The organism is Fibrobacter sp. UWS1 (assembly GCF_002300445.1).
In the GTDB taxonomy this organism is placed as follows: domain Bacteria; phylum Fibrobacterota; class Fibrobacteria; order Fibrobacterales; family Fibrobacteraceae; genus Hallerella; species Hallerella intestinalis.
This window is the reverse complement of sequence record NZ_NSGW01000001.1, coordinates 570911-596264: the sequence shown is the minus strand read 5'-3', so window position 1 is coordinate 596264 and position 25354 is coordinate 570911. Positions and strand designations below refer to the sequence as shown.

General features: G+C 49.1%; 28 protein-coding genes, 1 tRNA gene and 2 pseudogenes. 18 read left to right on the top strand and 13 right to left on the bottom strand.

Translation table 11 applies throughout. The features are described from left to right. Positions 1-13: 13 nt before the first annotated feature. A complete protein-coding gene (gene larC / locus BGX14_RS02460) occupies positions 14-1321 on the bottom strand; it encodes a nickel pincer cofactor biosynthesis protein LarC (RefSeq protein WP_095878961.1) in 1308 nt (435 codons plus the stop codon). Positions 1322-1349: 28 nt separating this feature from the next. After that, the gene (gene larB, locus BGX14_RS02455; protein WP_095878960.1) at positions 1350-2012 is read right to left on the bottom strand and encodes a nickel pincer cofactor biosynthesis protein LarB; all 663 of its coding nucleotides are present in this window, start codon (positions 2010-2012) and stop codon (positions 1350-1352) included. 85 nt (positions 2013-2097) lie between these two features. Here larB and BGX14_RS02450 point away from each other — a divergent pair, with 85 nt between their 5' ends. Then, positions 2098-2433 carry a transposase gene (locus BGX14_RS02450; RefSeq protein ID WP_095878959.1) on the top strand — a complete coding sequence of 112 codons (336 nt, stop codon included), beginning with the start codon at positions 2098-2100 and terminating at the stop codon, positions 2431-2433. An 11-nt stretch (positions 2434-2444) separates the two neighbouring features. Continuing rightward, positions 2445-3398: a DDE-type integrase/transposase/recombinase gene (locus BGX14_RS02445; protein WP_095878958.1), complete on the top strand. Its 954-nt coding sequence runs from the start codon at positions 2445-2447 to the stop codon at positions 3396-3398. Positions 3399-3502: 104 nt separating this feature from the next. Here BGX14_RS02445 and BGX14_RS16390 read toward each other — a convergent pair whose 3' ends face one another. The 6 genes and pseudogenes from BGX14_RS16390 to BGX14_RS02420 all read right to left on the bottom strand — a co-directional run bounded on the left by BGX14_RS16390 (position 3503) and on the right by BGX14_RS02420 (position 6319). Then, on the bottom strand, positions 3503-3820 hold the full coding sequence (locus tag BGX14_RS16390; RefSeq protein WP_369833001.1) for a twin-arginine translocase subunit TatC: 318 nt from the start codon (positions 3818-3820) through the stop codon (positions 3503-3505). Positions 3821-3851: 31 nt separating this feature from the next. Beyond that, positions 3852-4316 (bottom strand): annotated as a pseudogene (locus BGX14_RS02440) (twin-arginine translocase subunit TatC); the annotation flags it as partial. 20 nt (positions 4317-4336) lie between these two features. Then, entirely contained in the window at positions 4337-4579 is a 243-nt protein-coding gene (tatA, locus tag BGX14_RS02435) for a twin-arginine translocase TatA/TatE family subunit (protein WP_095878956.1), read from the bottom strand. 13 nt (positions 4580-4592) lie between these two features. Continuing rightward, complete coding sequence (locus BGX14_RS02430; RefSeq protein WP_095878955.1) at positions 4593-5576, bottom strand: DUF362 domain-containing protein; 984 nt, start codon at positions 5574-5576, stop codon at positions 4593-4595. A 25-nt stretch (positions 5577-5601) separates the two neighbouring features. Continuing rightward, positions 5602-5898 (bottom strand): hypothetical protein, encoded by a 297-nt coding sequence (locus tag BGX14_RS02425; RefSeq protein WP_073302141.1) that lies wholly within the window; start codon positions 5896-5898, stop codon positions 5602-5604. A 1-nt stretch (position 5899) separates the two neighbouring features. Then, complete coding sequence (locus BGX14_RS02420; RefSeq protein ID WP_078776299.1) at positions 5900-6319, bottom strand: hypothetical protein; 420 nt, start codon at positions 6317-6319, stop codon at positions 5900-5902. Between the two features lie 192 nt (positions 6320-6511). Between BGX14_RS02420 and BGX14_RS02415 the strand changes: the two genes are divergently transcribed. The 6 genes from BGX14_RS02415 (at position 6512) to pgk (ending at position 11178) form a co-directional block, all read left to right on the top strand. Further along, positions 6512-6997 carry a MerR family transcriptional regulator gene (locus BGX14_RS02415; protein WP_095878954.1) on the top strand — a complete coding sequence of 162 codons (486 nt, stop codon included), beginning with the start codon at positions 6512-6514 and terminating at the stop codon, positions 6995-6997. Between the two features lie 172 nt (positions 6998-7169). Continuing rightward, the gene (locus BGX14_RS02410) at positions 7170-7946 is read left to right on the top strand and encodes an amino acid ABC transporter substrate-binding protein (protein WP_073302260.1); all 777 of its coding nucleotides are present in this window, start codon (positions 7170-7172) and stop codon (positions 7944-7946) included. A gap of 8 nt (positions 7947-7954) precedes the next feature. Beyond that, positions 7955-8614, top strand: coding sequence for an amino acid ABC transporter permease (locus tag BGX14_RS02405; protein ID WP_073302136.1), 660 nt, complete (start codon positions 7955-7957; stop codon positions 8612-8614). Positions 8615-8643: 29 nt separating this feature from the next. Beyond that, complete coding sequence (locus tag BGX14_RS02400; protein WP_369833016.1) at positions 8644-9420, top strand: amino acid ABC transporter ATP-binding protein; 777 nt, start codon at positions 8644-8646, stop codon at positions 9418-9420. Position 9421: 1 nt separating this feature from the next. Next, entirely contained in the window at positions 9422-9853 is a 432-nt protein-coding gene (locus tag BGX14_RS02395; RefSeq protein WP_073302134.1) for a thioesterase family protein, read from the top strand. A 68-nt stretch (positions 9854-9921) separates the two neighbouring features. Further along, on the top strand, positions 9922-11178 hold the full coding sequence (pgk, locus tag BGX14_RS02390) for a phosphoglycerate kinase (protein ID WP_095878952.1): 1257 nt from the start codon (positions 9922-9924) through the stop codon (positions 11176-11178). Between the two features lie 136 nt (positions 11179-11314). Here the strand turns inward: pgk and BGX14_RS02385 are convergent. Beyond that, positions 11315-11388 (bottom strand) — tRNA-Pro (locus tag BGX14_RS02385). Between the two features lie 110 nt (positions 11389-11498). Here BGX14_RS02385 and BGX14_RS02380 point away from each other — a divergent pair. Next, positions 11499-12050: a deaminase gene (locus tag BGX14_RS02380; protein ID WP_073302256.1), complete on the top strand. Its 552-nt coding sequence runs from the start codon at positions 11499-11501 to the stop codon at positions 12048-12050. A 59-nt stretch (positions 12051-12109) separates the two neighbouring features. Here the strand turns inward: BGX14_RS02380 and BGX14_RS02375 are convergent, their stop codons facing one another. The 3 genes from BGX14_RS02375 to BGX14_RS02365 form a co-directional block, all read right to left on the bottom strand. Then, complete coding sequence (locus tag BGX14_RS02375) at positions 12110-12382, bottom strand: hypothetical protein (protein ID WP_073302130.1); 273 nt, start codon at positions 12380-12382, stop codon at positions 12110-12112. Positions 12383-12508: 126 nt separating this feature from the next. Further along, positions 12509-13753, bottom strand: a complete 1245-nt coding sequence (locus tag BGX14_RS02370; RefSeq protein ID WP_095878951.1) for a hypothetical protein — start codon at positions 13751-13753, stop codon at positions 12509-12511. Next, positions 13750-14994 carry a hypothetical protein gene (locus BGX14_RS02365; RefSeq protein WP_095878950.1) on the bottom strand — a complete coding sequence of 415 codons (1245 nt, stop codon included), beginning with the start codon at positions 14992-14994 and terminating at the stop codon, positions 13750-13752. The genes BGX14_RS02370 and BGX14_RS02365 overlap by 4 nt, the downstream gene beginning before the upstream one ends. Positions 14995-15105: 111 nt before the next feature. On the opposite strand from BGX14_RS02365, the gene BGX14_RS02360 reads away from it, so the two are divergent. From BGX14_RS02360 to BGX14_RS02350, 3 genes are read left to right on the top strand one after another with little or no spacing between them, the layout of a single operon-like run. Then, positions 15106-15879, top strand: a complete 774-nt coding sequence (locus BGX14_RS02360; protein ID WP_143394093.1) for a YkgJ family cysteine cluster protein — start codon at positions 15106-15108, stop codon at positions 15877-15879. After that, positions 15879-16688 (top strand): SprT-like domain-containing protein, encoded by an 810-nt coding sequence (locus BGX14_RS02355; protein ID WP_073302120.1) that lies wholly within the window; start codon positions 15879-15881, stop codon positions 16686-16688. Before BGX14_RS02360 ends, BGX14_RS02355 begins: the two co-directional genes overlap by 1 nt. Continuing rightward, complete coding sequence (locus BGX14_RS02350) at positions 16685-17566, top strand: DUF4421 family protein (RefSeq protein WP_158223201.1); 882 nt, start codon at positions 16685-16687, stop codon at positions 17564-17566. The genes BGX14_RS02355 and BGX14_RS02350 overlap by 4 nt, the downstream gene beginning before the upstream one ends. Here BGX14_RS02350 and BGX14_RS02345 read toward each other — a convergent pair. Continuing rightward, positions 17563-18687, bottom strand: coding sequence for a DegT/DnrJ/EryC1/StrS aminotransferase family protein (locus tag BGX14_RS02345; protein ID WP_073302116.1), 1125 nt, complete (start codon positions 18685-18687; stop codon positions 17563-17565). The two genes, BGX14_RS02350 and BGX14_RS02345, sit on opposite strands and share 4 nt — an antisense overlap. Before the next feature lie 110 nt (positions 18688-18797). Between BGX14_RS02345 and rpsT the strand changes: the two genes are divergently transcribed. From rpsT to BGX14_RS02315, 6 genes and pseudogenes are all read left to right on the top strand, one after another. Continuing rightward, positions 18798-19067, top strand: a complete 270-nt coding sequence (gene rpsT / locus BGX14_RS02340; RefSeq protein ID WP_073302114.1) for a 30S ribosomal protein S20 — start codon at positions 18798-18800, stop codon at positions 19065-19067. A gap of 122 nt (positions 19068-19189) precedes the next feature. After that, a pseudogene (locus BGX14_RS16385) lies at positions 19190-19753 on the top strand (ATP/GTP-binding protein); the annotation flags it as partial. A gap of 417 nt (positions 19754-20170) precedes the next feature. Then, complete coding sequence (locus BGX14_RS02330) at positions 20171-20590, top strand: roadblock/LC7 domain-containing protein (protein WP_073302254.1); 420 nt, start codon at positions 20171-20173, stop codon at positions 20588-20590. An 18-nt stretch (positions 20591-20608) separates the two neighbouring features. Next, positions 20609-21067: a hypothetical protein gene (locus tag BGX14_RS02325; protein ID WP_095878946.1), complete on the top strand. Its 459-nt coding sequence runs from the start codon at positions 20609-20611 to the stop codon at positions 21065-21067. 3 nt (positions 21068-21070) lie between these two features. After that, complete coding sequence (locus tag BGX14_RS02320) at positions 21071-23956, top strand: hypothetical protein (protein WP_095878945.1); 2886 nt, start codon at positions 21071-21073, stop codon at positions 23954-23956. Between the two features lie 6 nt (positions 23957-23962). Further along, entirely contained in the window at positions 23963-25321 is a 1359-nt protein-coding gene (locus BGX14_RS02315) for a BamA/TamA family outer membrane protein (RefSeq protein WP_095878944.1), read from the top strand. Positions 25322-25354 lie beyond the last annotated feature (33 nt).

The following is a 25354-nucleotide window of genomic DNA, read 5'->3' as shown; positions in this document are numbered from 1 at the left end:
GAAAATTTTCGTTTTAATCAGCGGTTCCTTCGGTGAACGAGGTTTCGGCAATGCGACGGGCTTCGTCGAAAATTTCTCGAAAAGTGGCTGCCGGATTTTTTTGTTGGGCTTCGCAAACGCTTTCGTATTCCGGATAAAAGCGGACAATGTCTTTCCAACTGCATTTTTTGACTTGAAGGATTCCGTATTTTGTAGGAACCTCCTGAATTTTCCGTTCCATGCAGATTCGCCGGGCGGCGTATTGCCGAACGCCGATGGTTGTGGTATAACGCAAAATGGCATTGGCGACGTTTTCCGCTTTTTCCCCTTCGGGAACGATTGCTTTCAACAAAACTCCCGGACGGTTCTTTTTCATTTGGCAGGGAATAAAATTCACATCGGCAGCTCCAGCAGTAAATAATTTTTCCATAGCAAATCCCAATTCTTCTGGGGTGGAATCGTCGATGTTCGCTTCTAAAATCTGGATGTATTTTTCTTCTGCATTTTTCTTTTCAGAAGAGTTGGCTTCATCATTTAAAATCATTGCTCGCAGAAAATTCGCTTTTCCAAAATCCCGTTTGCCCAGCCCGATGCCGATTTTTTCAATTTGGTAAATTTCGGGAAGGCGTTTTTTTGTACGCAAAGCGGCGGCAATGGCGATACCTGTAGGCGTAACCATCTCTCCTTTTACAGATGTCTTTTGGAGCGCAATTCCGTAAGTGGCTGCGATGTTTGCCACGGCAGGAACGGAAACCGGGAGCGCACCGTGCTGAGTCAGGACTTCTCCCGAACCTTCGTGCAGCGATTCTACAACGGTATTTTCAATGCCCAAATCGTCCATTAAAACGGAGACTGCCAAAATATCCGCAATGGAATCCAGCGCGCCCACTTCGTGGAAATGCACTTCTTCTTTAGAAACGCCATGGGCTTTGGCTTCAGCTTCGGCGATGATTTCAAAAATGCGGTGGGCGAGATTTTTGGCACGAGGCGTCAATTTCGCCTGGTCCACGATTTCAAAAACTTCGGCAAGGTGGCGGTGAGCATGCCTATGATGCTCATGATGTCTATGAGACTCGTGGTTGTGATGCTCGTGATTTTCGTGATAAGATTCTTCGTGGTGCTCTGTATGGTCCGCGTCTTTTCCGTGAACGAAAACCTGAAAATCCAATCCGGAAATGCTATAGGAATTTTTCCGTTCAAGAGCGTAATGCAAACCCAGGCTGTGTAAATCGGCGAAAAGAGCGTTCAGTTTTTCCCGACTTCCTCCCAAATCCAAAAGAGCGGCAACCGTCATGTCTCCGCTAATTCCGCTGGCACCTTCCAGATATAAATACTTTGCCATAACATCTCCTAAAAATGGGACTTGAAACTTAATGGTGGGCGATTTGTTTTAAAATGCGGCAGGCTTGGATGGCGGCACCAAATCCGTTGTCGATGTTTACTACGGAAATTCCTTCGGCGCAGGAATTGATCATGGAAAGCAAAGGAACGATTCCTTGTAAGGAGGCACCATAACCTACAGAAGTAGGCACGGCAATAACGGGCGCTTGCACAAGTCCAGCAAGAATTCCCGCCAAGGCTCCTTCCATTCCTGCGATGGCGATAATCACATTTGCCCTGCGAATTTGTTCAATTTTGGACAAAAGTCGATGAAGCCCAGCAACGCCTATGTCAAAGAATTTTTCAACGGTCGCTCCCTGAAATTCGGCAACAGTTGCCGCTTCTTCGGCGATGGGAAAGTCGGCGGTCCCGGCACAGCAAATGGCGATTTTCCCGGCAAGGGCTTGGGGCTTTCGATTCCTTAAAGAAAGAATTTTTGAAGTGGTGTCGTAGTGCACTTCCGGCATGGCGTTTCGTACAAATTCATACTGTTCCCATGAGCATCGGGTGCCCAAAGCATTGCAGGAATTTTTTTGAAATGCCGAAAAAATCTGGAGCAGCTGTTCCTTCGTTTTTCCAGAGCAAAAAACCGTTTCGTCAAATCCTGTGCGCTCCCGACGAGAAAGATCCAATTTGGCAAAGCCCAATTCCAAATAATCATCCTGTAGCGCTTAACCGCAACTTGGAAAAAATTGAGGAAGCTAATAAGGTGTATATTTCCAACCAAGGAGCCACCTTATGGCAGAAGAAAATAAACCTGAAAAACAGAAACGTCGCCGCCTGAGTGCGGAGGACAAAGTCAAAATCCTGAGCGAAATTCTCCTCAAGGGCAGGGGCTTATCTGAACTTGCGGACGAGTACAAGATACATCCGAACAAAATTCTCGAATGGAGGAAGGTACTTTTCGAATCCGCTACGGGGATTTTCGAGCAGAAACGCCCCGACATAACCGAAAAGGCGCAACAGCGTAAAATAGACGCTCTCGAGAAAACCCTGGCCGACAAGGATGCCGTCATCGCCGACATCGCTCAGGAGAACCTGGCCCTCAAAAAAAAATTAACTGGCCGTCCCTAGGAAAGAAGAAAATGAGCCTCTCCGAACGGACCGCCATCATTGCGGAAATCGACGCCATTTACGCAAGGACGGGAATCGCCCCGTCCAGGCTGGTATCCTTTTTGGGAATCCCGCAAAGTACATGGAACAACTGGGTTTCGCGGAGGAAGGCGGAAACGCGGCATAACCACGATACGCCGAAGTCCAACTGGATGACCCCGGAAGAGACTCGCGCCATCGTCGACTTCTGCAAACAGTACAAGGACCATCTGCATGGATACCGCTACCTGGCCTGGCTTATGGTAGACAGGGATATCGCATACGCCCGTCCATCGACGGTTTACAACATACTGAAGAGGAACAACCTTTTCGGCAAATGGGCTTTTCCTGCGGAAGCGCGGAAAAAGGGGTTCGACCAGCCGACACGTCCGAATGAACAGTGGCATACGGATTATTCCTACGTCAGAGTTTGCGGAGTGTTCTTCTACTTCGCCTGCGTCCTGGACGGGTTCAGCCGCAAGGTTCTCGTCTGGGACCTTTTCTCCACGATGGAAGGCTTGAACGTTGAAATTCTCGTGACCAGGGCGAAGGAACTCCATCCCGATGCGCATGCCCGCATAATCCACGATAACGGGAAGCAGTTCGCCTCGAAGGATTTCCTCGATCTGGTTTCGAAACTTGAACTCAGGGAGACCTCTACATCTCCCTTCCATCCGCAAAGCAACGGGAAAGTGGAACGTTTTCACAAGACCCTCAAGGCGGAGGAAGTCCGTCGTGACGCTTACCAGGACTATTCCGATGCAAAGAGGAAAATGTCGGACTGGATCAATTACTACAACTCGGAACGGCTACATTCCGCAATCGGATTCCTGACTCCTGACGAGGTTTTCGCAGGAAAGATGGAGGAACGACTTGCAGAACGAAGAACAAAATTGTATAATGCGACAAGAGAACGTGAGGACTATTGGGCTAACCAACCGACCTGACGGAATCCCTTATTAGCTTTGTTAAAATTTTCCAAGTTCAACTTGGGCGGGACAATCCTTCATGTTCACCGCCTTGACGGGCATCTTGCCCATCGGTTTCTCGTTCAGTTTCTTCCATTTTTTTTACTGCCGCCGTTAGTCGCAAACACGTCAAACGACGCAATGTCCCGAGCGTCCCGAAGTTCTTTCATGGTGGGAGCGTTCCTGTATTTTCGGGCAAAGAAAAGCCCCGCTTCAAAAAGCAAATAAGTGGGAGTGCCCAGCATCAGTTGGCTTACAATGTCCGGCGGCGTCAAAAGAGCTGCCAGAATCAAAATCAGGATAATGATAAAGGGACGCTTTTTTTGAACAGATTCGTATGAAAAAAAATCCCCAGCGCACCAATGCGTATGTGAGAATGGGAAATTGGAACATAACGCCAAAGGCCAGAGAAAGCCAAATGCCAAGGCTCACGATATTGGAAACGCCGAAAACGGGCTGCAAGGATTCCGTTGAAAAGCTGACTCCGAACTTAAGAATCAGGGGGAAACAAAGAGTCAAGAAAAAGACGACGCCTATTACAAACAAGCTGCTGGAAAGCCAAACCAGCCCCCGCAAAAAATGGCGTTCATCCTCATACAGGGCAGGCAAAATAAACTTCCAAATTTCCCAGGCGGTAAAAGGAAAGCAGAGGGCCACATCAAACAGGGCCGCCAGTTTCAGTTGCTGCAAAAAGACTTCCATCGGAGAAAAATAATGGAGAGAGGCGTTCGTGCTTGCAACAATCCGTTCCGAAAGAAAATCTAAAGCGTAGGGAGCCGCGAAAAACATGGGAATAATGCCGATTCCCAGTGCGACAAAGCAATGGATAAGCGTCTTCCGTAACGCTTCCAGATGAGAAATCAGGCTGCTATCGTTTTGATTGTTCTGGTCTTGCAAAATTTTTCTTGGGCTTTGGGTTATGCTTCCGAAGATTTTTCTTTTTCGGAAAGGTCAGCCTTTTCTGCTTTTACTGCAGTTTCGCCTGCTTTGTCAATGGTCTTTTCCAAATCGGCGGCTTCCTTTTCCAGCGATTCCTTTGCCTTCTTGTATTCGTATTTGGCTTTGCCCAGAGAACGGGCCAGTTCGGGAATACGCTTGCCGCCAAAAAGCAGAAGCACCACCACGACAATCAAAATGATTTCGGGAATTCCGAGTGACATAAAAACTCCTTCGTTAAATTTCAATCAAGTTATAGCGACGATTGCCCAATTTCAGCGCATCGGCAGCTTCCAACTGGTGCAGACCCTCGCGACTCTCGATGCGTTCCTTGATGTCGTGCAATTCGTTGGCGGGCAACTTGTAAAGCAAATCGATGGACGCCTGGTCGATGGCCAAAAGGTCTGTGGAAGCGAGAATCCCGATGTCACGGCAGGTAGGTTCCGCAGCGTGAAGCCCCGCACAGTCGCAATCCACGGACATACGACGCATCACGTTCAAAAATACCATATTCTTTCCGAAATGGTCGCAAGTCGCCTTGGCACTGTCTGCCATCAGTTCCATAAAGTAAGATTTTCCCGGCCAGGAAACGGTAGAAGCGTCTGCATCCAAGGGAACACCGTGGACTTCCTTTTTCCCGATTTGTCCGCCGGCGCAACCGATGGCGATGTTTTTCAAGGAGCCGCCGTAACCGCCCATGGCGTGGCCTTTGAAATGAGTCAGCACGATCATGGAATCGTAATTCAGCATGTGCTTTCCCACGTGCAATTCTTTCAGGTGCTTGCCGCCCTTGACAGGAATCGCGGTTTCGCCTTCTTCGTCCATAATATCCACCGGGGAGAATGTCCAGCCGTTCACTTTTAAAGCTTCCCGATGATCTTCCGTGGTGTAGCGGTCGCCTTTGTAAAGCGTGTTGGTTTCCACAATGGTGCTGTTGGGAACCTGCGCCTGAAATTCCTTTACCCATTCCCGGGGCAAAATGTTCGGGCCGTTCTTTTCGCCGGTGTGGAGTTTAATGGCGACTTTTCCCCGAATCCGGTCCCCTTTGATTTTTTGATAAAGGGCGATGAGGGTTTTCGCGTCCAGTGTTTTAGAAAAATACACGTCGGAAACCGCTTCCGATTTTCCGGCGGCAACGGCAGGCTTTACGCCCAAAGTTGCGGCTACAGTTCCGCCAATGGCAACGCCTGCGGATGCTTTCAAAAATTCTCTTCTGTCCATGTTGAATCCTCTTGATTTAAAATTTTTAGGGGCGAATGACCCGTTTAGGATCTTTGACGATTAAGTTGGCAAGCCAAATCAAAAGCCCTAGAGCCACGGCGGCAAATCCGAGAACGGCATCATTCAGCATATCGGAAAGAGCCGGCGTGAAAAATTCAGCCTTTTGCTCGGCGTATTCAAAAGCTGCATCCACAAGCCACATGAGGGAAGCTCCCCAATAGTAATAGCACAATGTGGAAAAACGCCACAGATTTTTCGGAGCGTCCTTATACCAGAGAATACTTGCAAAAATGGCTGCGAATAAAACGACCAGCAGCGTCATATCAGTTTTCCTTTTTCTCTTCAATCGGAAGAGGCTGCAATGCGGCGCGCTTGGCCATAACACTCTTGAAAGCGATGATTCCCGCCCAGACGGTGGTGACCAACGCCGCCATGGATACGCCGACCGTAGCCATTTCGTGTAACATCACCTGGGTTTCCGCCGCATCTTGCGCCGCCGTCAGGAACGGATACCAAGGTTGGATTTCCCCGTGCCACAGGTGCTCAAAAGCCAGCAAAGCTGAACCGCCCCAAAGCAAATTGGAGAGCAATTTCAATTTTTTATAAAGCGGCTCCTTTGGCGCAAAATCCACTTTTTCAACAGAAAGTTCCTTGGATTCCTTTTGAATCGCCTTTTTTTCCAGAACGTGGGTGGCGATGGTAACGATGGCGGCTTCTGCCGCTGGAACAACAAAACAAGCCATTCAAAACTCCTTATGAAATGAAGAAATCCCATGGTGCGAATTTCAAATAATAATACACGAGTTAGAGTTGACTTTAAGACAAGCGTTTTTGTTTTCTTTTTGTGTAAAAATAAAATTACGGGACGAAGGTGCCCAGTTTCTTGATTTTGCGCAAATCCAAGGTCTATATTTAAAACGTTTTTAGGAGTTTCTATGTCTTATTCCATCGGTCAGGTCGCACAGAAGACAGGGCTTTCCGCACATACTCTTCGCTATTACGAAAAAGAAGGTTTGCTGCCGTTTGTCAAAAAGACGCATTCCGGCATTCGTACTTATAACGATGAAGATATTGGCTGGCTTTCGATGATCGAATGTCTTAAAATGACGGGAATGTCGCTCAAGGATATTCGCCAATACATTGAATGGTTCAGCGAAGGCGATTCTTCTTTGCCAAATCGGTTGGAACTTTTTCGCAAACGCAAAGCAGACGTTTTAAAGGAAATGGAAACGCTCAAGACGATTCTTGGAAAAGTGGAGTTCAAAATTCGTTTATATGAAGAGGCGGTCAAGTTGGGTTCTCTCGATTTGGCTATGCAATCGCAGACGATACAAAAATTGCGGAAGAAACTTTTTGGAAACCCGCACTTTTTTCCGACGCGGAATGATGACGCAGAAAGGCTTTCGGCGTCTGCGGACTAGCTTCTGTTGTGGATGCCGGAAGTTGCTCGGGGAGGAATCGGAAACGTGAAAATTTCCGTTTTTAGGAATCCCGCTCTGAAAATGGGGCGCAAAATGAAATCGTTGGCGAGTTTTTTGTGGAGGCTTTTTTTCATTTAACTAGATTTTGTGTCAAATTCGAATGGAGATCGTCATGAAAAAATGGATTCCTCTTTTTTGTATTGCAATTGCTCTGCTCGCTTGCCGGGAAACGGAAAAAACAAAAGAATCCGACGCTTTGGAAAAAATCAAAGCTGCCGGCGAACTGGTTCTCGGATTGGACGATTCTTTCCCGCCGATGGGATTCCGCAATACGGAAAATGAAATTGTCGGATTTGACATCGATCTGGCCAAGGAAGTAGCGAGCCGCTTGGGAGTGACTCTTCGCATCCAGCCGATTTCCTGGGATGCCAAGGAACAGGAATTGAATACGGGCAAAATCGATTGCATCTGGAACGGGATGTCCGTCGATTCTTCTCGGGCTGCTGCGATGAGCCTTTCGGCTCCTTACTTGCAAAATCGCATGGTATTTGTGGTCAAGGATTCGGCGATTCAAAAAGTTTCCATGCTCGCCGGCAAAAAAATTGCGGTGCAGAACGGATCGACCGCGCAAAAACTGCTTGAAGCCTCCGATGCGGGCAAGTCGGCCTCGGCGTTGATTCCATTTGATGACAATCTGACGGCGTTGATGGATTTGGAAAAGGGCGGCGTGGAATCGGTATTTCTCGATGAAGTTGTCGCGGACTATCTGATTGCGGCTTATGCGAAATCGCTCCGCGTGCTAGCGGAAGAAGGGATGAATGAAGAAGAATACGCCATCGGTTTTCGCAAAAAGGACTTGAAATTGCGGGATGCCGTGGACAGCGTATTGAATACCATGCGCACGGATGGCACTTTTGCCGAAATTTCCGTAAAGTGGTTTGGCAAATAAATCGGCTTATGTCAGATCTCGCTTCGCTTTTGCCGATTTTGTGGGGCGGATTCCTCACGACTCTCGCCATTTTCGGACTGACCCTGCTCTTTTCGCTTCCCTTGGGATTGCTTGTCGCTGTGCTGAAGATGAGTCGTTTTCGGGCGATACGTTATCCGGTTTCGTTTTACATTTCTTTGATGCGGGGAACGCCGCTTTTATTGCAAATCGTCGCTATTTATTTTGGGTCGTATTATTTGTCGGAATATTCGGGAATGCAACTTTCTTTTGATCGATTTCCGGCGGTCATTGCAGCATTCTCCATCAATTATGCCGCCTATTTTGCCGAAATTTTCCGAGGGGGTATTCAGTCGATTAGCCGTGGACAATATGAAGCGGCGGCGATGCTTGGGCTTTCTCGCAGACAGACCTTTTTCCGAATCATTTTGCCGCAGGTCATCAAGCGGATTGTTCCGGCTAGCGCCAATGAAGTCATCACGCTGGTGAAAGACACTTCGCTGGCTCAAGTCATCGCCGTAACGGAACTTTTTGCGCTGGCGAAAAAACAGCAGGCCGCTTATGCGAGCATTTTTCCGCTGTTTGTTGCCGGCGTGTTCTACTATTTGGCGAACCTGTTGTTGAGTATGCTCTTTGCCTATATTGAACGCAAATTGAATTATTACAGATGAGGCGCACTGTGGACGATTCTCAAAAAATAATTCCGATTCTGCAAGTCAGGCATTTGAAAAAATCGTTTGGCGAAAACTGTATTTTAAAAGACATTTCCTTTGATTTGAATGCCGGGGAAGTCCTTTCGGTCATCGGGCCTTCGGGTTCGGGAAAAAGCACCCTTTTGCGTTGTTTGACCCAATTGGAAACTTTTGAACGCGGACAAGTTTGTGTAGATGGCCGGAATATGGTTGTTTCGGAAACGGAAAACGCAGGGCGTCTTCGTTATGCGTCGGCGCGGGAATTGCGGGAAATCCGTCTTTTAACGGGCCTGGTTTTTCAGAATTTCAACCTCTTCCCCCACTTGACCGTTTTGCAAAATATCACGTTGGCTCCGGTTCGGGTGCTTGGCCGTAACAGGGCTGCGGCTCGGGAGACCGGAATGGAACTTCTGAAACGGATGGGGCTGGAATCCAAGGCGAAGATGTATCCGTGCGAACTTTCCGGCGGGCAGCAGCAGCGGGTTTCTATTGCTCGCGCTCTAGCGATGAAACCCAAGATTCTTTTTTTCGATGAGCCGACCAGTGCGCTCGATCCGGAACTGACGGGCGAAGTGCTGAAAATTATCAAGGGGCTTGCCGAAGAACGCATGACGATGGTGATTGTCACGCACGAAATGGCGTTTGCCCGGGATGTGGCGAACCGTGTTCTTTTTATGGACGAGGGCATTATCGTGGAACAGGGGACTCCGCAATTCGTCTTTGAAGAATCCCGAAATGAGCGTTTGCGGGCTTTTCTCGCACGCTTTTCACAAAACGGAGACTGATATGCACGCTGTGATGGAACAGGAATCGCAGTTTGAAGAATACACGAAAACATTTCGCGTCGAAGAATCGATGATAGACAGAAATCACCATTTGAACAATGTTGTCTGCGTCGAATGGATTCAAGACATTGCCGTGGAACATTCGGAAGTGACCGGCGGGACAAAGAAAATGGAAGAACTCGGTTGCGGCTGGATGATTCGGACGCAGCATGTGGAATACAAGGCGCAGGCCTTTTTGAATGACGAAATCGTAGGAACGACGTGGGTGCCGGAGTATTCTAAAATTTCGACAAACCGCTATTCAAAATTCGTTCGCAAATCCGACGGGAAAGAAATTTTTTCGGCGGTAACCACTTGGGTTCTTGTCGATTTGAACCGGGGGCGCCCCATCGCGATTCCCGAAGAGATTAAGTCTTTTTTCCGCAAGAAATAATGCTTTGCGAGTAGGGCTTTTACTATATTAAGTGTGCTAAAATTTTCACATCAACAGAAGGTACAACGATGGCAAAACTTTCCATTGAAGATCTCGACCTCAAGGGCAAACGCGTATTTATCCGTGTGGACTTTAACGTCCCGCAAGACAAGGTGACGGGAGAAATCACCAACACCAAGCGAATCGAAGCCGCTCTTCCGACCATTCAGTATGCGCTCGACAAGGGAGCGTCCGTGATTCTCGCTTCCCATCTGGGACGTCCGAACGGCAAAGTGAATGCAAAATTTTCCCTCGCGCCGGTTGCCAAGAAACTGGAAGAACTCATCCAGAAGCCGGTCAAGTTCTTGAACGATTGCGTCGGTGCCGAAGTCGAAGCGGAATGCGCCAAGGCTCAGCCGGGCGACATTATCCTTTTGGAAAATCTCCGTTTCCACATTGAAGAAGAAGGCAAGGCCAAGGAAAAGAATGCGGACGGAACGGAAGCGAAGATAAAGGCGGATCCGGCCAAGGTCGAAGCTTTCCGCGCTTCCCTTTCCAAGCTCGCCGACGTTTATGTAAACGATGCTTTCGGTACGGCGCACCGCGCCCATTCTTCCATGGTCGGAGTCAATTTGCCGGTTCGTGCAGCGGGCTTTTTGATGAACAAGGAACTGAAGGCTTTCGACAAGGTTTTGAACAATCCTCCGCGTCCATTCCTCGCCATTCTCGGCGGAGCAAAGGTGGCGGACAAGATTCAGCTCATCAACAACCTTTTGGACAAGGCCGACAAAATCATCATCGGCGGCGGTATGGCCTTCACCTTCAAGAAGGTTTTGAACAACATCGAAATCGGCTCTTCTTTGTTTGACGAAGAAGGCGCAAAGCTCGTTCCGGATTTGATGGCCAAGGCCAAGGCCCAGGGCAAGGAAATCATTCTTCCGGTGGACTACATCGCGGCGGATAAATTTGCTGCGGATGCGGCAACTAAGGTCGTGACCGACGCCGAAGGCATTCCTGCTGGTTGGATGGGACTCGATGTGGGTGCTGAATCCACCAAGCTTTTTGTGAATGCGATCCAGTCTGCCAAGACGATTGTCTGGAACGGTCCTGCGGGAGTGTTCGAATTTGACGCTTTTGCTCAAGCGACCAAGGCGATGGCCGATGCGATTATCGATGCGACCGCTGCCGGCGCAATCACGGTAATCGGTGGTGGCGATACCGCTACGGCTGCTAAAAAATTCGGTGCCGATAAGAAGGTGACGCACACTTCTACCGGTGGTGGAGCTTCCTTGGAGCTTCTCGAAGGCAAAGTGCTTCCGGGCGTCGCCTTCCTGACCGATAAATAATCGGCGTTTGCCTGTGCAAAAGGGACCTTGCCGTTTGGCGGGGTTCCTTTTTTTTATAGATGCTCAATTCCAAATTTGGGGGTTTTAAAATGAAAAATAGGATTTCAAAAATCCTATTAAAGTTTATGAAAGTATATCGGGGTAGCCAGATTCGAACTGACGACATTCTGCTCCCAAAGCAGACGCTCTACCAGGCTGAGCTACACCCCGTAGCAGTCCAAATATAATAAAAGTTGCGACTTTTGGAAATGGAACAGATTTTGAAATCCGTTTTTGTTTTTGAAAATTCTTTATGTTATTTTTGAAAAAAAGAGGATTTTATGAATGAAGATCGCAGAAAGCTCCGAGACGAAGTCTATTCGCAGATGATGCTTGCGCAAGCGCGCCTTTCCAAGGATGCCAACACGCAGATGGGCGCGGTTCTGGTTTCGGGAGACGGGAGAGTCTTGAGTACCGGTTATAATGGTGCGCCAAAAGGATTTGACGATTCGACGGTTCCTTATACACGCGAAAAGCAGAAACTGGCCTATGACCTGCTGGATGCGGATTCTGGCGAGTTGATTTCCCATCATGAATTTGAAGCCAACAAATACCCTTTTATGGTTCACGCCGAAATCAACGCCCTGCATTATGCGCACGGAAAAGTGCCGCCGGGTTCCAAATTGTATGTCATCGGTTTTCCTTGTGAACGATGCGCTTTGGAAATTGCTCTTTCCGGTGTTTCGGAAATTTTTGTGGCGAAAGACGACTACGATCCGAATTCCTCGCTGAACAATTGCCGGGACACGGCTTACTATATGTTTGCGCAGGCGGATATTCTCGTGACGATTTGCGGAAAGCGGATGCGCCCGGTGATTTCGAAATGCCGATAGGATTACGCCAGATATAAAAAAGTCCGCCTTGAAGCGGACTTTTCTTTTACCGAGAAAGCTTACTTGCCGAATTTGGCACTTGCACGTTGAACCGCCGGATCAGATTGGGCAGCTTTGATTTTCCGCTTGATGTCGTCTTCGATTCCGCGCTTGAGCTTGTTGGCCAGCGCATTCCCAAAACGGTCGGCGAGCGAGTCGGAAAACGGAGCGTTCTTTTTAGACGCCTGGTGGGGTCTATCACCTGCACGGCGAGGCTTTCTGGCTGGTTTCTTGACTTTTGCTGCAGGAGCAGTTTTAGTTTCTGTGGTTTCTTTCTGTTCGTTTTCTGCCATTTTATACCTCGGAAGATGATTGTTTGTAAATTTCCGCGGCAAATTTAGAAAATTTTTGAAAAATGACAGGCGATTTGCCGCTTATATAAATCTTTTCCGGCAAAAATGCCGCCGTGACGCTTCAAATTAGAATCCTAGGCTGGCTTGCAGCATATAGACCCGACTTTCTTCCTGTCCGGTATAGTAGCCCAGCTCTTCGCCCCAAGTAGCAAATTCGACTTCGATAAAGCGCAAGGCTTCCAGGGCGATTCCCGCGGAGGGATAGCCGCCGTGAAAGCCTCCGGAAAGGCGTACTTTTAAAAGCCGCAGATTGTTGTTGTAACCGGGGAAGGCGAGCAAAACCTGTTCGAGTTCCATGCCGAAATTGAGATGGCTGAGAGTTTTGTAATTGCGGGATTTGAATAGGGCGTTTTCGTAGTCCACGGCAAAGTTCACTTTGCGGGAAAATGCCGAGTTGCGGTTTAAATATCTGGGGCTGTAAGCCATGCCGACGGTCAGGTTGGGAAGGATCCGTTCTCCGGCGAGTTCATTGAAGAAAACGTTGTTGCAAGATGCGCCGATGCGCATTTCCCGCGTCGCCTGATAAAGAACGCCGAAATCCATGCCGATTCCAAAGTCGTCAAAATCCGATATTTTCAAGGCTTCGGAAAAACGGTCTTCCAAAGTATCTTCGATGGAGTTGAAGTTGGAAACATCCACGCGGACCATATCGATTCTCTGGCGATTGGCGATTTTAAGCCCCGCTCCGACCGCCAGATTGTCGGTAATTCCAAAGGCTCCGCCGACTTGTGCAACCGCATCGATGTAAAAAGTGTCTATTCCGAGAAAGGGAAGGACGATGCCTCCATCGACGTAAGGCGCACTATTGCCATCGACCCAAAGGGACGCTCCAAAATTGTGAAAGGCGATTTCGGCGTCGGCCTTGAGAATCAGGCTCAGCAGCATATGGTCGTATCGGTTTATCCGTTTGACCAGTTTGGGATTTGCTGCCAGCGAATCTGCAAAGGCTTTTTCCATGGAAACGTCACTGTTTTCCGCGTCCTTTTCCGTTGCGTCGTATAAATCCTGCAAGTCGTCAATGAGATTATAAATGCGCCGCGCTTCATTCAGAGGCCCCGCAAGTCCAAGGTTGATGCGCATATCGACGGCGTTGTGGGGATAGTAGCCGACTTCGGGATGTTTCTCGTAATTGCCGAGTTTGTTCATCTGGTTCAGGCCGGCGTAATTGTAGTAAAGGGCCTCTTTGTCATCGACAATGGCGACGTGGGCGTTTCCCATCGCGTATGCGCGCAGGGATTTGTGTTTGGGCCCTTGGGCTGCAAGGCAGCTGGCTGCGCAGAAAAGGACGAGGAGTCGGGTGGAGAATTTCATTCGGCATCTCCCTGGCGGTTTTGAAACCAGACCTTAAATTGATTTTGTGTGTAATTATTCCAGCAGCGTCCGATGAGGCGTTGCCGTTCCGAAAGGGATACGCGAACGTTTGTTTCATCCGAATCCTTCAGAATTTGGAGTTGTTTCGCTTGGTAAGAGGAGTCGCCGCTGTGGATGCGTTCAAAATTTTCGGCAAAGAGGAATGTGCCGTCTGGTTTAAAGATGTGTTCGAGAGAATCTTCTTTGACTCCGTTTTGGTCGTGGTCAATGGAATCCTTGCCGATGCCGACGTAAACAATGGCCGAATCCGTGTCATAGCCCAGAGGGACAAGGCGCAGGTCTTCGTCGATAAGCCCGTCACCGTCGTTATCCTTTCCGTCCAGGATTTCTTCGTCGATGCAGCCGTCTCCGTCGTTGTCGATGCCGTCGCCGATTTTGTAAAAGCTGACCGTCCATTTGGCGGATTCTGCGGAAGAGCGGGTCTGTTCGTCCAGAATCTGCGAAATGCCAATCGAATCGTCGGAGTCGAAAAGCCCGCTGTTTTCCAGCGTTTCGGAAACCATCGGCAAAACATCGTCCAAAGTATAGGCCAAGTCGAGTTGCAACTGGTCGATGCTCTGGTTGAATTGTTCCAAGAGCTGGGCGTTTTCCAGAGCGTTTTCATAAAGAGAACCCAAACGGAAATGCAGGGTATTGCCGTCTATGTAAACGCCGATTTCGGAACCGACGGAGTGGCGAAAGCGAAGGACGGTATAGGCGAATTCCAAAAGCCCGTAGCTGAGGGAAAAGTTGGAATAGACGACTTTTCTGTCCGAAAGTTTTAGCGAGGGATTTTTTTGGGTGATCGTGTCTCGCCGGACAAGTTCCCGCAAAGGCATAATGGCCGAATGTACGGCGTCATAGTATTCGGCGGCGAGTTCGGGAGAAATTCCCATTAGAGGCAGGTTGTCCTCTTTTTGCTGAATATCCGAAACGATTTGGAGAGGATTCTTGGAATGCCGGTAGAGATTCGCTTTGGCGAGCCCGAACCAGGCTTCCGATTTGCTGGAATCGGCTTGAAGGGCACTGGCAAAAAAGTTGGCGGCACTCTCGTATTCCGATTCGCGGAATTTTTTTTGCCCTTCGTAAATCAGCATGGAAGCATTGTCCTTTTGAACAGAAGTGTCATCGGAAGGATTGAAAATGTTGCACCCCCACACGAAGAGGAGCCATGTTCCGCATAGCCAATGTTTGATTTTCATTTCAGGTTCTCCCTAAATCGGCATCGAGTCTCTTTTGCACAATGCAAAAAATAATTTTATCTTTAAAAAAAGAACGAGCAAAAGAAAAATTCACTTCATATATTTGTCTTTGTGCCTACTGAATTGGAATATTTCCCGTCACCCGCCTACAAGCGTTCCGTCTTGCGGATTCGCTCGCTGCTTGCAAAAGAAATCGCTCGCTTGGAATCGATAGCTCAAAAAAAAGGGCGGGCGAGTGCCATTGGAAAGGACAATCTGGGCGAGGAACTTCCCCGAATCCGTGCATTTTGTCGGGAATATCACAAGGCGTTTATGCGCTATTTGGACGCAACGCTTCCGCAGCATAAAAACGGCGTGCAGTGCAAGGCGGGGTGCGGAAATTGCTGCCACCATTTTCCCATGTCCGTCGAACCGTTTGAACTGGTCGAATTTTATGCGAATATCCGTAAATCGCCCGATTTGATATTGTATTTGGAAGAATGCGTTTTTCGGACTCGGACGTATTACGCGTTGCTGAAAAGCGGGGAAGTGCGCGGGGAGGAGGATCCTGAAGATTTTGCCCTTGTCAGCTATTTTAAAAAGACTTTGGCGTGTCCCTTTATTCGTGCAGACGGCGATTGCGGAACCTATTCTTGCCGTCCGGTTACATGCCGGATGTATTTCAGCGAAACGTCTGGCGAATTTTGCGTTCCGGAATATCTGCAGACCGAAAAAAATCGGAGCTTCATCGTTTATCTGCCGGACGACGTGGAATGGATGATTGCGGACCTTTCGGCGCATTATCAGGAACTCGCTTTGCCGGAATCGCTTTACGAGGGAATCCTTTCGATGAATACGTTGGAACCCTTTTTTGCAAATGCCGATAGCCAAGGCGGAGTGGTGTAATGGAAAAGGCGTTTTTGCAAACCGATTTGTTTGATCTTGACGAAGAACCTTTGCGAGACAAGGCTCCGAGCATTTTGAAATCGAATGCCCCCAATGCCTCGGTGATGTTTCATTTTGAAAAACGCCTAAAAAAGGGTATTCGTTTTCTGTGGAAAAGGCAGGAAAATGCCTACGAGCTTTTTTTGCCTGCCTATATGGAAACGGAAGATTTTTCTTCAGTCCGGGAACTCGCATTGGAATGCTGCCGCCTCTCTTTTCAAAAGAAAAAGGAAAGCCGGGAGAGGTATCGCCTTTTGCTCTCCCAGGTCTGGAACGAGACGGAAAGGATTTTAGCGGGTCGGGGTGAAAAATTTTTCGCTAGCCGGACCCCGCCCATTCGTCCTGTCGGTAAATTTTACGATTTGGAAAAAGTGCTCGCGGAAGTCAATCAAAATTATTTCCAAGGAAGATTGGCCGCTCGCATTACATGGAGCAATCGCAAAGGCGGACTCAGTTATCACCGGAAACTTCAAGACCCGGCAACGGGAGAAAATTTTCATCTGATTAGCATCAGCCGCGGCTATGATTTTCCGAATTGCCCCCCTTACGCGGTTGCCGGAGTCGTCTATCACGAATGCTTGCATATTGTGAATCCGCCGATAGTAAAAAATGGGCGCCGCATTGTACACGGGAAAGATTTTAAAACGGCGGAACGGCGTTATCGCGAATATGAAAAATGGACAAAGTGGCATGCCGAAGTCCTGCCGAAAAATGTTCGGGCCATGAATCGCCCTGTGAGACGTTGGCTTTTCGGATTGGGGAAAAAATGAAAAAGCTCTGGATGGGTGTTCTCTTTTGGTGCGGCGTTCTATGGGCGGAAAGTGCGATGGCGGATCCGCCTCCTGTCACATCCTTTTCCGAAAAATTCTTTCTCCAGCTTATCGCGCGTTACAATTACGCTTCGTTCTCGGGCGAAAGTACGGACGACGTTGATTTGAAAACCAATCTTCCCATCGAGTTGGGCGTTGGCGGCGGTTACGGAATTTTTTCCTGGAGTTCGCTCCTTTCATTTTCTTTTGGCTCGGAAGATGACCGCCCTAGCACAAAAGGGACTAACTTGCAGCTCGGCTTTTACGGCAACCGATTTTTTGGCGAAGCGTCCTTGCTTGCCGATGATGGATTTTACAGCAAGAAGTGGAACGAGGACAATGCCATTTCCTACAATCTTTTTGTGATGGAATTGGCGTTGAAATTGAACTATCTATGGAATCCGGAACATTCGCTGCGAGCCTTCTATTCCATGGATCGGCGACAATGGGTGAACAACGGCAGTTTTATTTGCGGATTGGGAGCGTATTATCATGGCATCGAATCCAAAGACTCCGTGATGGCGTATTATTCGGAAAGGCAGTCCTTTCTTCATGCGGGGCCGAGCGTCGGCTATTCCTATAATTGGGTGTGGGATAGCGGAATGTTCCTGAATTTAATGGCGACAGGATCGACGACGGTTGGCAAAAATGTGACCCGTGACAAATGGATGGTATTCTTCCAGTTTTTTCCGCAGGCGGTTTTGGGCTATCATAGCGACACCTGGTCTGTCAATTTTCCGTTTGCCATCAATTTTTTACATCTGAGCGATCAGAGCGGAAAAATCAGCGATGTCCTTTTGAAAGCGTCTGGCGGCATGACGCTGACAAAGCGTTTTTAGCGGCAGGACAGGAGTTCTAAAAATTCCGGGAGATGCCCGTTGATTTTTTGGATGATGCTTTCTGCGTCGGAAAAGGCGCAGATGGGAAGACAAAGGGATTCTTCCGCTAATTTGTTTGAAATCGGATTTTGTTTGCCGTCCTGCGCTGCCGTTTTGAATCGGGCAAAGCAGGGTTCTTGGGAGAGGGGGCTTTCGTAATAGATTCGGGTCGGAATTTCCAGTTGCAAAAGCTTTTGCCGAAAGGCGTCTCGTTTCGGAATGCGCAAGGCGTATTGGGCGTAAATGCTCTGGTTGCCCGTTTCTATTTTGGGCGTGGAAATGGCGGGAAGCTTGCTGAAGAACGAATCGTATCGGGCGGCGTTTTTTCGTCGGCGCTCCAGCTCGGCAGGGAAATGCTTGCGCTTTACGGAAAGGATTGCCGCTTGAATTGCGTCTAGTCGGCTGTTGGTGCCGCATTCCGCATAGACACCTTGGGCATTTTGTCCGTGGCGGGCGAAGATTCGGACGCGCTCCGCCAGATGCTCGTCATTGGTAAAAACGGCTCCTCCATCGCCAAACGAACCGAAGGGCTTGGTCGGGTAAAAACTGGTGGCCGCGATGGTGGCGAGGGAGCCGGCCGCTTTGCCGTTTTGCGTCGCTCCGAAACTTTGGGCGGCGTCTTCTAGAATCCACAGGTGGTGCTTTTGGGCGATTTCTTGCAGGCGAGGGTAATCGGCGCATTGTCCAAAGAGATCTACAGCGATAATGCCGACGGTTTTAGGGGATATGCGTTCCGCAACGGATTCGGGTGCTATCAAAAAATTCTCGTTCACATCGGCAAAACGGGGAATTCCGCCTTCGAGAACGACGGCTTCGGCGGTGGCGATAAACGTGTAATCCGGGACAATCACTTCGTCTCCGGGTTCTAGTCCAAGTGCTCGTAGGGAGAGCCGTAGCGCACTGGTTCCGCTGGCGCAAGAGATGGCGTGCGCACATCCCGTGTCGATTCGCAGATTTTCTTCAAAATTCCGGACCGCTTTCCCGCCAATGTAATCGCCGCTTTGAAGAACGGAGGAAATCGCCGAGTCCAATTCTTCGCGGTACATTTTATATTGGGCGGCCAGATTGACGAACGGAATCATGCCGTAAAGCTATAAAAATGGACTGCTCCCGCCGGATAGACTTGACTAAATCCCCAATTTATACTAATATTGTCTCAACATTTTTAAGATTTTCACCCGGAGATATAAAGGTGCCTAATCATCAGTCTTGCAAAAAACGTATTCGTCAGACCAAGAAGCTGACCGAAATCAACCGTTCCGTCCGTTCCGCAATCCGCACGAGTCTTAAGACGATTCGTTCTGCCAGCGACAAGGACGCCGCTCTCAAGGAAATGCCGCGTTTGTTCAGCATGCTCGATAAAGCTGCTGCCAAGGGTCGCGCAGGTTTCAGTGCCAATCGCGCTGCAAACTACAAGGCGAAGGTTGCTCGTGTCGTGAACGGTTTGGCGGCAAAGGCTTAAGTTTTTTGTCCGAAGTTCATGGAAACCGCAGCCTGATGCCTGCGGTTTTTGTATTTTTATCGGAAGTTTGTGCCGCTTGCTTATATTTTTTCTAGATTAGAGGAAAACTTGAGGAAGAAGAAATGTCATCGATAAACTTCGCCACCCGTGAAATCAGTTGCAAGGTCGTGTATTATGGACCTGGTTTGAGCGGCAAGACGACAAATCTTCAAGTCATCCACCAAAAGATGCCGCAGGACAAGAGAACGGACATGGTCTCTTTGGAAACCGAAGGCGATAGAACTTTATTTTTCGACTTTCTCCCGTTGAACTTGGGCGATATTAAGGGATTTAAAACAAAATTCCAGCTTTATACGGTTCCCGGTCAGGTCTTTTACAACTCGACGCGTAAAATCGTGCTGCGTGGTGTAGATGGAATCGTATTTGTCGCGGATTCCCAGCGTTCCCGTGAAGCCGAAAATTTGGAAAGCTTGCAGAATTTGCGCCAGAACCTAGAAGACTACGGCGTCAGCCTGGATGAAATCCCGCTGGTCCTTCAATACAACAAGCGGGATATGGACAACGTTTTCACTTTGGATGAAATGAATGCGCTTCTGAATCCGAAGAAAATCCCGTTTTTCCCGGCGACAGCCCATAACGGGAAAGGCGTTGTGACGACTCTCAAGGCGATTGCGATGCTGGTCATCCAGCGCTTTAATGTCAAACAGGGGTTTTTGCGAAAGGCGGCGGATAGCGTTCACAATACGGGAGTGCACGATGTGACTTTCGGCGGAAAGAACGGTGTTTCTATCGCGTCTCCGGAACCTTTGAAGCCGGTTGCCGCGCCGACGGAAACTCCTAAAATGGATGCGCCCAAGCCGGTGGATGCTCCCAAGTTCGCAGAACGTCCGCGTCCTGTCCCGCCCGTGTCGGGAGGATCGGTCTTCCGGGGCGGATTTTTCCAGAAAAGCGCATCTCCGTTTGGACGTCCGGCGGCATCTCCGCTTCCCAACGTCAAGCCTTTTGGTGCGTCCAATGGGAATTCCAATGGGGAAATTTCGGATGACGATATCGAATTGCGTCCGTATATTCCCAAGAAAAAATGATTGTGGGGAATTTTTCTGATGAGCGATTTTGCAGTTTATACAGATGATGCCGACAGGCTCCGCCGCTTGATGCAGGCCTATTTGACGAATGTGAAAGCGGATTATATCATGCTGGTGCACCGAGACGGTTCTGTAATTTCGGAAGTCGGAACTATCGGAATGGATACGGTTCCGCTGGCTGTTTTGAGCACGGCCTCTTTTGGCAGTGCCAAGCAGATCGGTACAATGCTCGGCGAAGGGGAGTTCAAGTCGGTTTCCTATACGGGCGAAAAACGCTCCATCTATATCGCTCCCGTGGAAAGCGCCCTTTTGCTTGTCCAGATTTTTTCGGGAAACAAATTGCCGAATCGCATTGAGGATTACAATAAATTATTGGTTGAAAAATTGATTGAAGCCGTGCCCGCATTTACCCAGAATACGAGCAAAATTCACCGCTAGAAATTTTTGGAGCAAGGGATGCCTCCATTACGCTATATCCGAAAGACGACTCTGATTTTTCTGGTCGTCTTTTTGAGTTTTATCGGGCACCGGATTTTCGTGTCGTTCAGCGCAATGGAAAATCAACAGAGAAAGGAAGAAATCAAAAAATCTTCGCCCCTTTACAGCGTTATTTGTCGGAACATTGTGGGCGGTTCTCCTTTTGGCGTGGATTCCGTTTTCCCGCTACATACGCGGTTGCATTATTATGCGGAACTTCCGAAGCGGGTGTGGGCTGTTCCGGACGGGAAAATCGTACACGTTTGGTTTAACGGGGCGGATACGGTGCAGAAAGTGGTATGCACTTTGGCGGAAAACGCTTGTGAAAGTTCCATTGCCCCGCAAAAGCTGGTTCCCGGCGATTGGAGCGTGGATGCCGTCAGCGGACGTAAACTTCTTTCTAGCCGCCAGTTCAAGGTGGAACCTTCCAAGGAATAGGCGTTGCCTTTTTTTGCTTGTATTCTCCTGCTTTTTTCGTCAGTTGCTTGGGCGGGGGACTATGCAAAGCTTTCTTTGGATTCCGTGCCTATTTGGCGCGGGGTTCCGTTTTTAAAACAGGACTCGCTGAAATCACAGAGAAACGCCGAACCTTCGGAGCGGGATACGCTGCGTTTGCAGACCAGAGGTTCAAAAACCATTCAGGTGACGGTGGGCGACGGCGGAACGGAAGTGGATCAGGAATTGCGGCTTTCCGTGCAGGGCGAAGCGACCCGTGGCGTTTATATCGATGCGCTGTTGTCCGATGTGGGGCGGGAAGCGGGTAGTGAAAGAACGGCGACTCTTCAGGAAGTGGACGAAGTGCATTTCCGGGTGGAATCGGAACGGCTTTTTTTGCATTTGGGCGATATGACTTGGAAGGAATCCGCTTTGGGATTTTCGGGATTGGAACGGGCGACTTTAGGTGTTGCGGCTGGAGTCAAAGCGGGGCGTTCCCAGGTGCGGGGCGCTTATGGTTATGACGAATTGCACAGCGTCTATTCCGTGTTTCGCGGCGTTGACGGGCAGCAAAAAGGCTACTTGCTTTCTACCGGGACGACAGAATCGTATCTGGCTGTTGTGCCGAATTCCGAAACGGTTTATTTGAACGGTATCAAGCTGAATAGGCAAGAAGACTACGTGGTGAATTATGCGGGCGGCGTTCTGGATTTTTTGGGAACGGTGATTCCCGGGGCGGAAGATGAAATCCGGGTGGAATTTCAGGCGTACAATTCCGGAGCTCTCCAGATTCTCAAGGCGGCGGACGGCAAGTATCGCGGGAAAAATCTTTGGCTGGACATTGTCGGGTTCGAACTTTCGAGCGATACGGCCCGCATGCGGCGAAATACCTGGTCCGAGGAAGATTTGAAAATGCTTCGGCAAGATGATGGGAGCGAATTTGAACGGGATGATTCTTTGGGGATTTTGGAACGCCCGTGGATGTTGCGACGTTTGGGTTCTCGCTTGCGCGCGCAGTGGGAAAATCACTATTATATAGATGCGGAAATCGGTTACAGCGAAGCGGATACCAATACGCTTTCGCATCGGATTGGTGGACCTTCCGGGCGGGCCTATCGCTGGTTTCTTTCGACCGACAGCACAGAGTCGCAAAGGTATTCGCGGTTGCGCCTTTCGCTTTCCGGCGATTATTTGCAAGAGGGTTTTCTTCAAAAAAATTATCAGGGAACGGACAGAAACTGGGATTCTTATCGCTTGCAGGAATTTTGGGATTTGGACTCGTCAAAAGTAAACGGCTCGCTTCGCTATGACGAAATTGCTTTGCAGATTAAATTGCCTTCGTCCTATTTTTGGGGAACGGAATGGGGTTATCGCCGGAGTTTAACCGAAGAGGAAAAATGGAATTCCTCTCGCGCCAGATCTTATTTGCTGCACAAGACGAACACTCTGCACAGTGAAATTTCATTTGTGCGAATCGCCTCTTTTAATGAAAACGAAATGGAACGCTATCAGGGAATCGCCGATGCCGAATACACGACGGGAATGTTCCGGCCTTTTGGCTATGCCGATTACGGAATTTGGAAAAAAAATTCGGAGCGGAAACAAGAAAATCGTTCTGAAAAAACCGACGTGAAAAGCGGATTGAATGTCGTCGGCGATAATTGGAATACCAAGGGAACTCTTTTTGGATTGCGGGTTCGGACCGGAGAAAATTTTGAAACGCTGGAAGATTCCTTGCGGGTTGCCGGTTTTGAACATTCGGCGAATTATTCGGGAAACCGTTTATCTTTTGGACATGTTCTTCAATACAAACGAAGCGATTTGGATACGGCGGGCGCATCAAACGCCTGGCTTTCGGAAGAATCCGTGGAATGGGGAGATTCCAGAACGCCTTTTGTCGGCAAGGCTTCATATCGTTTGGGATTGACTCGCGAAGTCCCCTATGTTCCCATTTACAAGGCGGTAGCCAAGGGGACTGGCGATGTGATGTTCGACAGTATTGCCGGCGTTTTTGTGGAAGGGGTCGATAACGGCGATTATGTTTATGAAGGAATGGGGCGTAGCGATTCGGCGGAAGCGGTTCGGGCAAGTTCGGCATCCATGTCGCTTTCGTGGACATTTGTTCCGAGGATGCTGGGAATTCAAAATGGCGTTTTACGGGATTTGGAGTTTTCTTTTGACGGGTCTAGCGAAGGACGGGATACGACGGGAAAAACGCTTTATCTGCCGCCGTTTTTTCGCAGCCAGCTTCGCGATCTAAGCAGTGGAATTTTTCAAGGTGAATTTTCCGTTTTGTGGTCGGAAGCGCAGAACCGTGGCTCTCTGGGATATTCTTTGGGAACGGAAAGTGAAAAACGCAATACGTCGCAGGGATATTTTGAAAATCGGACGTGGCATAAACTGGACGGCGTTTATTCGGGAAGGAAAAAAGAAACGTGGGAATTGGTTCCGGCATTGGAATTTGTGGATTTGGAAACCTTCCAAAAAATGGAATGGAAAATTTATGAAGCGACCATGTCTTGGAAAAGGGAATTGCCCCTTCACTTGTATGTGATGCCAAAAGCTTGGATTCGGAAAGGAAAGGGAAACGACGAGTCCGGTTCCATGGACGCCTTTCTGCGTCAAGCATCTCTTTTGCTGGGATTTGACAACGAGCGTTCTGTTCGGGCTTCCGACGAGTTCAGCGCGACTTATGTGACAACTCAAAATGAAGTGCTGCCTTACCAGATGATTTCGGGATTTGGCAAGGGCGTCACCTTTCGCAATTCGGCGTCCGTGACAGTCGATGCCAATGAATTTCTTTCGCTCGGATTTTATTATGTGGTGCGATTTGGCAGTGCCGAAAACGGCGTGTTTCAAAAAATGTCGATGGAGGCGAGAGCCTATTTTTAGGCGACGATGAAATTCTTTTTGCTGATTTTTCTAGTTCTCACGAACTTTCTGTGCGCATCGGATTGCGTGGTGAAAGGCGTGCGTTTTCACGGCGATTCGCTGGATGGATTTCAGGATTTTGACAGCGATGAAGAATGTGGGGACTGGGAAATTCGTCTCCGAAAAAAAATGGACGACTTTGCCGAAAACGGCTTTCCGTTTGCTGCGGTTTCGTATCGAATGGATTCGTCGGGAATTTGGGATGTGGCATTTTCCCGGGGAAGTGCGTATGTGTGGGCGCTTGCTGAAAACGCTGAGAACTCCAAAACGAAAAAGGAAAATTTTGCCAGGCTTTCCGGGCTGGAAGCGGGATCGCTCGTGCGGCTTTCCGATTTGGAACGGGCGGAACGCAAACTCGTCAACTCGGGCTACTTTGAATCGGTCGCCTCGCCGAGAATTTTCCGGGATTCGGTACGGAACCGTTTGGTACCGGTATTTTATATGCGGGATCTTTCCGTCAATTCCTTTGAAGGTCTGCTTTCTTATGCTAGCGGAGACGCTGGCGGTTGGGCGGGCAATATCGATTTGAATTTATTCAATATGCGCGGGACGGGGCGCGACTTGACGGTTTCGGGGCAAACAGGGGAATGGGGACGTTCCCTGTCGGCCTCTTACAAGGAACCCTGGCTTTTTGGTACAGGATGGAACGGTATTGTCCGTGGCTTTTTTGAAGAAGACTCGTCTTTTCGGGATGCGCAAGTCGAAGCGGGAGTTTCTCGCAGTATCGGCTTCTTTTTTGACTTTGCGATATTGGGGGGCATGGGAAGTGACAGATGGATTTACACCCTGGAAATGCATTATCGGAACGAAGACCGGGTGATTCTTCCCCGGCACGGGATGCGCATGAACGGCACTTTCCGTGTGAGCAAGGATCGATCGGATTCCCTGAACGCCTTTACGACGGATTTGCATGGGGATGTCCGCCTATATACGCCGCTTTCTTCCGCTTTTGTTTTGCAGACTTCTTTTTGGGCCGGAACGCTGCTTCCGACCGATCGCCGATTTAAAAATGCGGAACTGTTCGCTTTGGGCGGAATGACGGACTTGAAAGGATTCCGAAACGGCTTTTTCAGGACTCGAGCCTATGGCATCGCCGAAATGAATTTGCAATGGCGTGCGCTGGAAAGTACCGCATTCCATCTGTTTTTTGAACCGGCACTGCATCGTGCCCGAACTCCGGCTCATGGTTGGGAGGATTCCTACAGTTACGGAGTCGGCATTTCCCAGTATCGGGGCTATTGGAGTTTTTCTCTCTACTACGCTCTGCGAAATGGAAAGGACCCTTTGGACGGGCTCTTGCACTTCGGTGTGAAGACGCTTTTTTAGTGGAAGGCGAGCCTTTGCCTTTGTGGTTCCGCG

Coding starts and splice junctions, on each gene's coding strand:
- BGX14_RS02380 (WP_073302256.1), top strand. CDS start 11,499: ATGAATGAAGATCGCAGAAAGCTCCGAGACGAAGTCTATTCGCAGATG.
- BGX14_RS02405 (WP_073302136.1), top strand. CDS start 7,955: ATGTCAGATCTCGCTTCGCTTTTGCCGATTTTGTGGGGCGGATTCCTC.
- BGX14_RS02355 (WP_073302120.1), top strand. CDS start 15,879: ATGGAAAAGGCGTTTTTGCAAACCGATTTGTTTGATCTTGACGAAGAA.
- BGX14_RS02350 (WP_158223201.1), top strand. CDS start 16,685: ATGAAAAAGCTCTGGATGGGTGTTCTCTTTTGGTGCGGCGTTCTATGG.
- BGX14_RS02425 (WP_073302141.1), bottom strand. CDS start 5,898: ATGACGCTGCTGGTCGTTTTATTCGCAGCCATTTTTGCAAGTATTCTC.
- BGX14_RS02370 (WP_095878951.1), bottom strand. CDS start 13,753: ATGAAATTCTCCACCCGACTCCTCGTCCTTTTCTGCGCAGCCAGCTGC.
- tatA (WP_095878956.1), bottom strand. CDS start 4,579: ATGTCACTCGGAATTCCCGAAATCATTTTGATTGTCGTGGTGGTGCTT.
- BGX14_RS02450 (WP_095878959.1), top strand. CDS start 2,098: ATGGCAGAAGAAAATAAACCTGAAAAACAGAAACGTCGCCGCCTGAGT.
- BGX14_RS02315 (WP_095878944.1), top strand. CDS start 23,963: ATGAAATTCTTTTTGCTGATTTTTCTAGTTCTCACGAACTTTCTGTGC.
- pgk (WP_095878952.1), top strand. CDS start 9,922: ATGGCAAAACTTTCCATTGAAGATCTCGACCTCAAGGGCAAACGCGTA.
- BGX14_RS02325 (WP_095878946.1), top strand. CDS start 20,609: ATGCCTCCATTACGCTATATCCGAAAGACGACTCTGATTTTTCTGGTC.
- BGX14_RS02375 (WP_073302130.1), bottom strand. CDS start 12,382: ATGGCAGAAAACGAACAGAAAGAAACCACAGAAACTAAAACTGCTCCT.
- larC (WP_095878961.1), bottom strand. CDS start 1,321: ATGGCAAAGTATTTATATCTGGAAGGTGCCAGCGGAATTAGCGGAGAC.
- BGX14_RS02445 (WP_095878958.1), top strand. CDS start 2,445: ATGAGCCTCTCCGAACGGACCGCCATCATTGCGGAAATCGACGCCATT.
- BGX14_RS02395 (WP_073302134.1), top strand. CDS start 9,422: ATGCACGCTGTGATGGAACAGGAATCGCAGTTTGAAGAATACACGAAA.
- BGX14_RS02415 (WP_095878954.1), top strand. CDS start 6,512: ATGTCTTATTCCATCGGTCAGGTCGCACAGAAGACAGGGCTTTCCGCA.
- BGX14_RS02330 (WP_073302254.1), top strand. CDS start 20,171: ATGAGCGATTTTGCAGTTTATACAGATGATGCCGACAGGCTCCGCCGC.
- BGX14_RS02430 (WP_095878955.1), bottom strand. CDS start 5,576: ATGGACAGAAGAGAATTTTTGAAAGCATCCGCAGGCGTTGCCATTGGC.
- BGX14_RS02420 (WP_078776299.1), bottom strand. CDS start 6,319: ATGGCTTGTTTTGTTGTTCCAGCGGCAGAAGCCGCCATCGTTACCATC.
- BGX14_RS02365 (WP_095878950.1), bottom strand. CDS start 14,994: ATGAAAATCAAACATTGGCTATGCGGAACATGGCTCCTCTTCGTGTGG.
- BGX14_RS02410 (WP_073302260.1), top strand. CDS start 7,170: ATGAAAAAATGGATTCCTCTTTTTTGTATTGCAATTGCTCTGCTCGCT.
- BGX14_RS02345 (WP_073302116.1), bottom strand. CDS start 18,687: ATGATTCCGTTCGTCAATCTGGCCGCCCAATATAAAATGTACCGCGAA.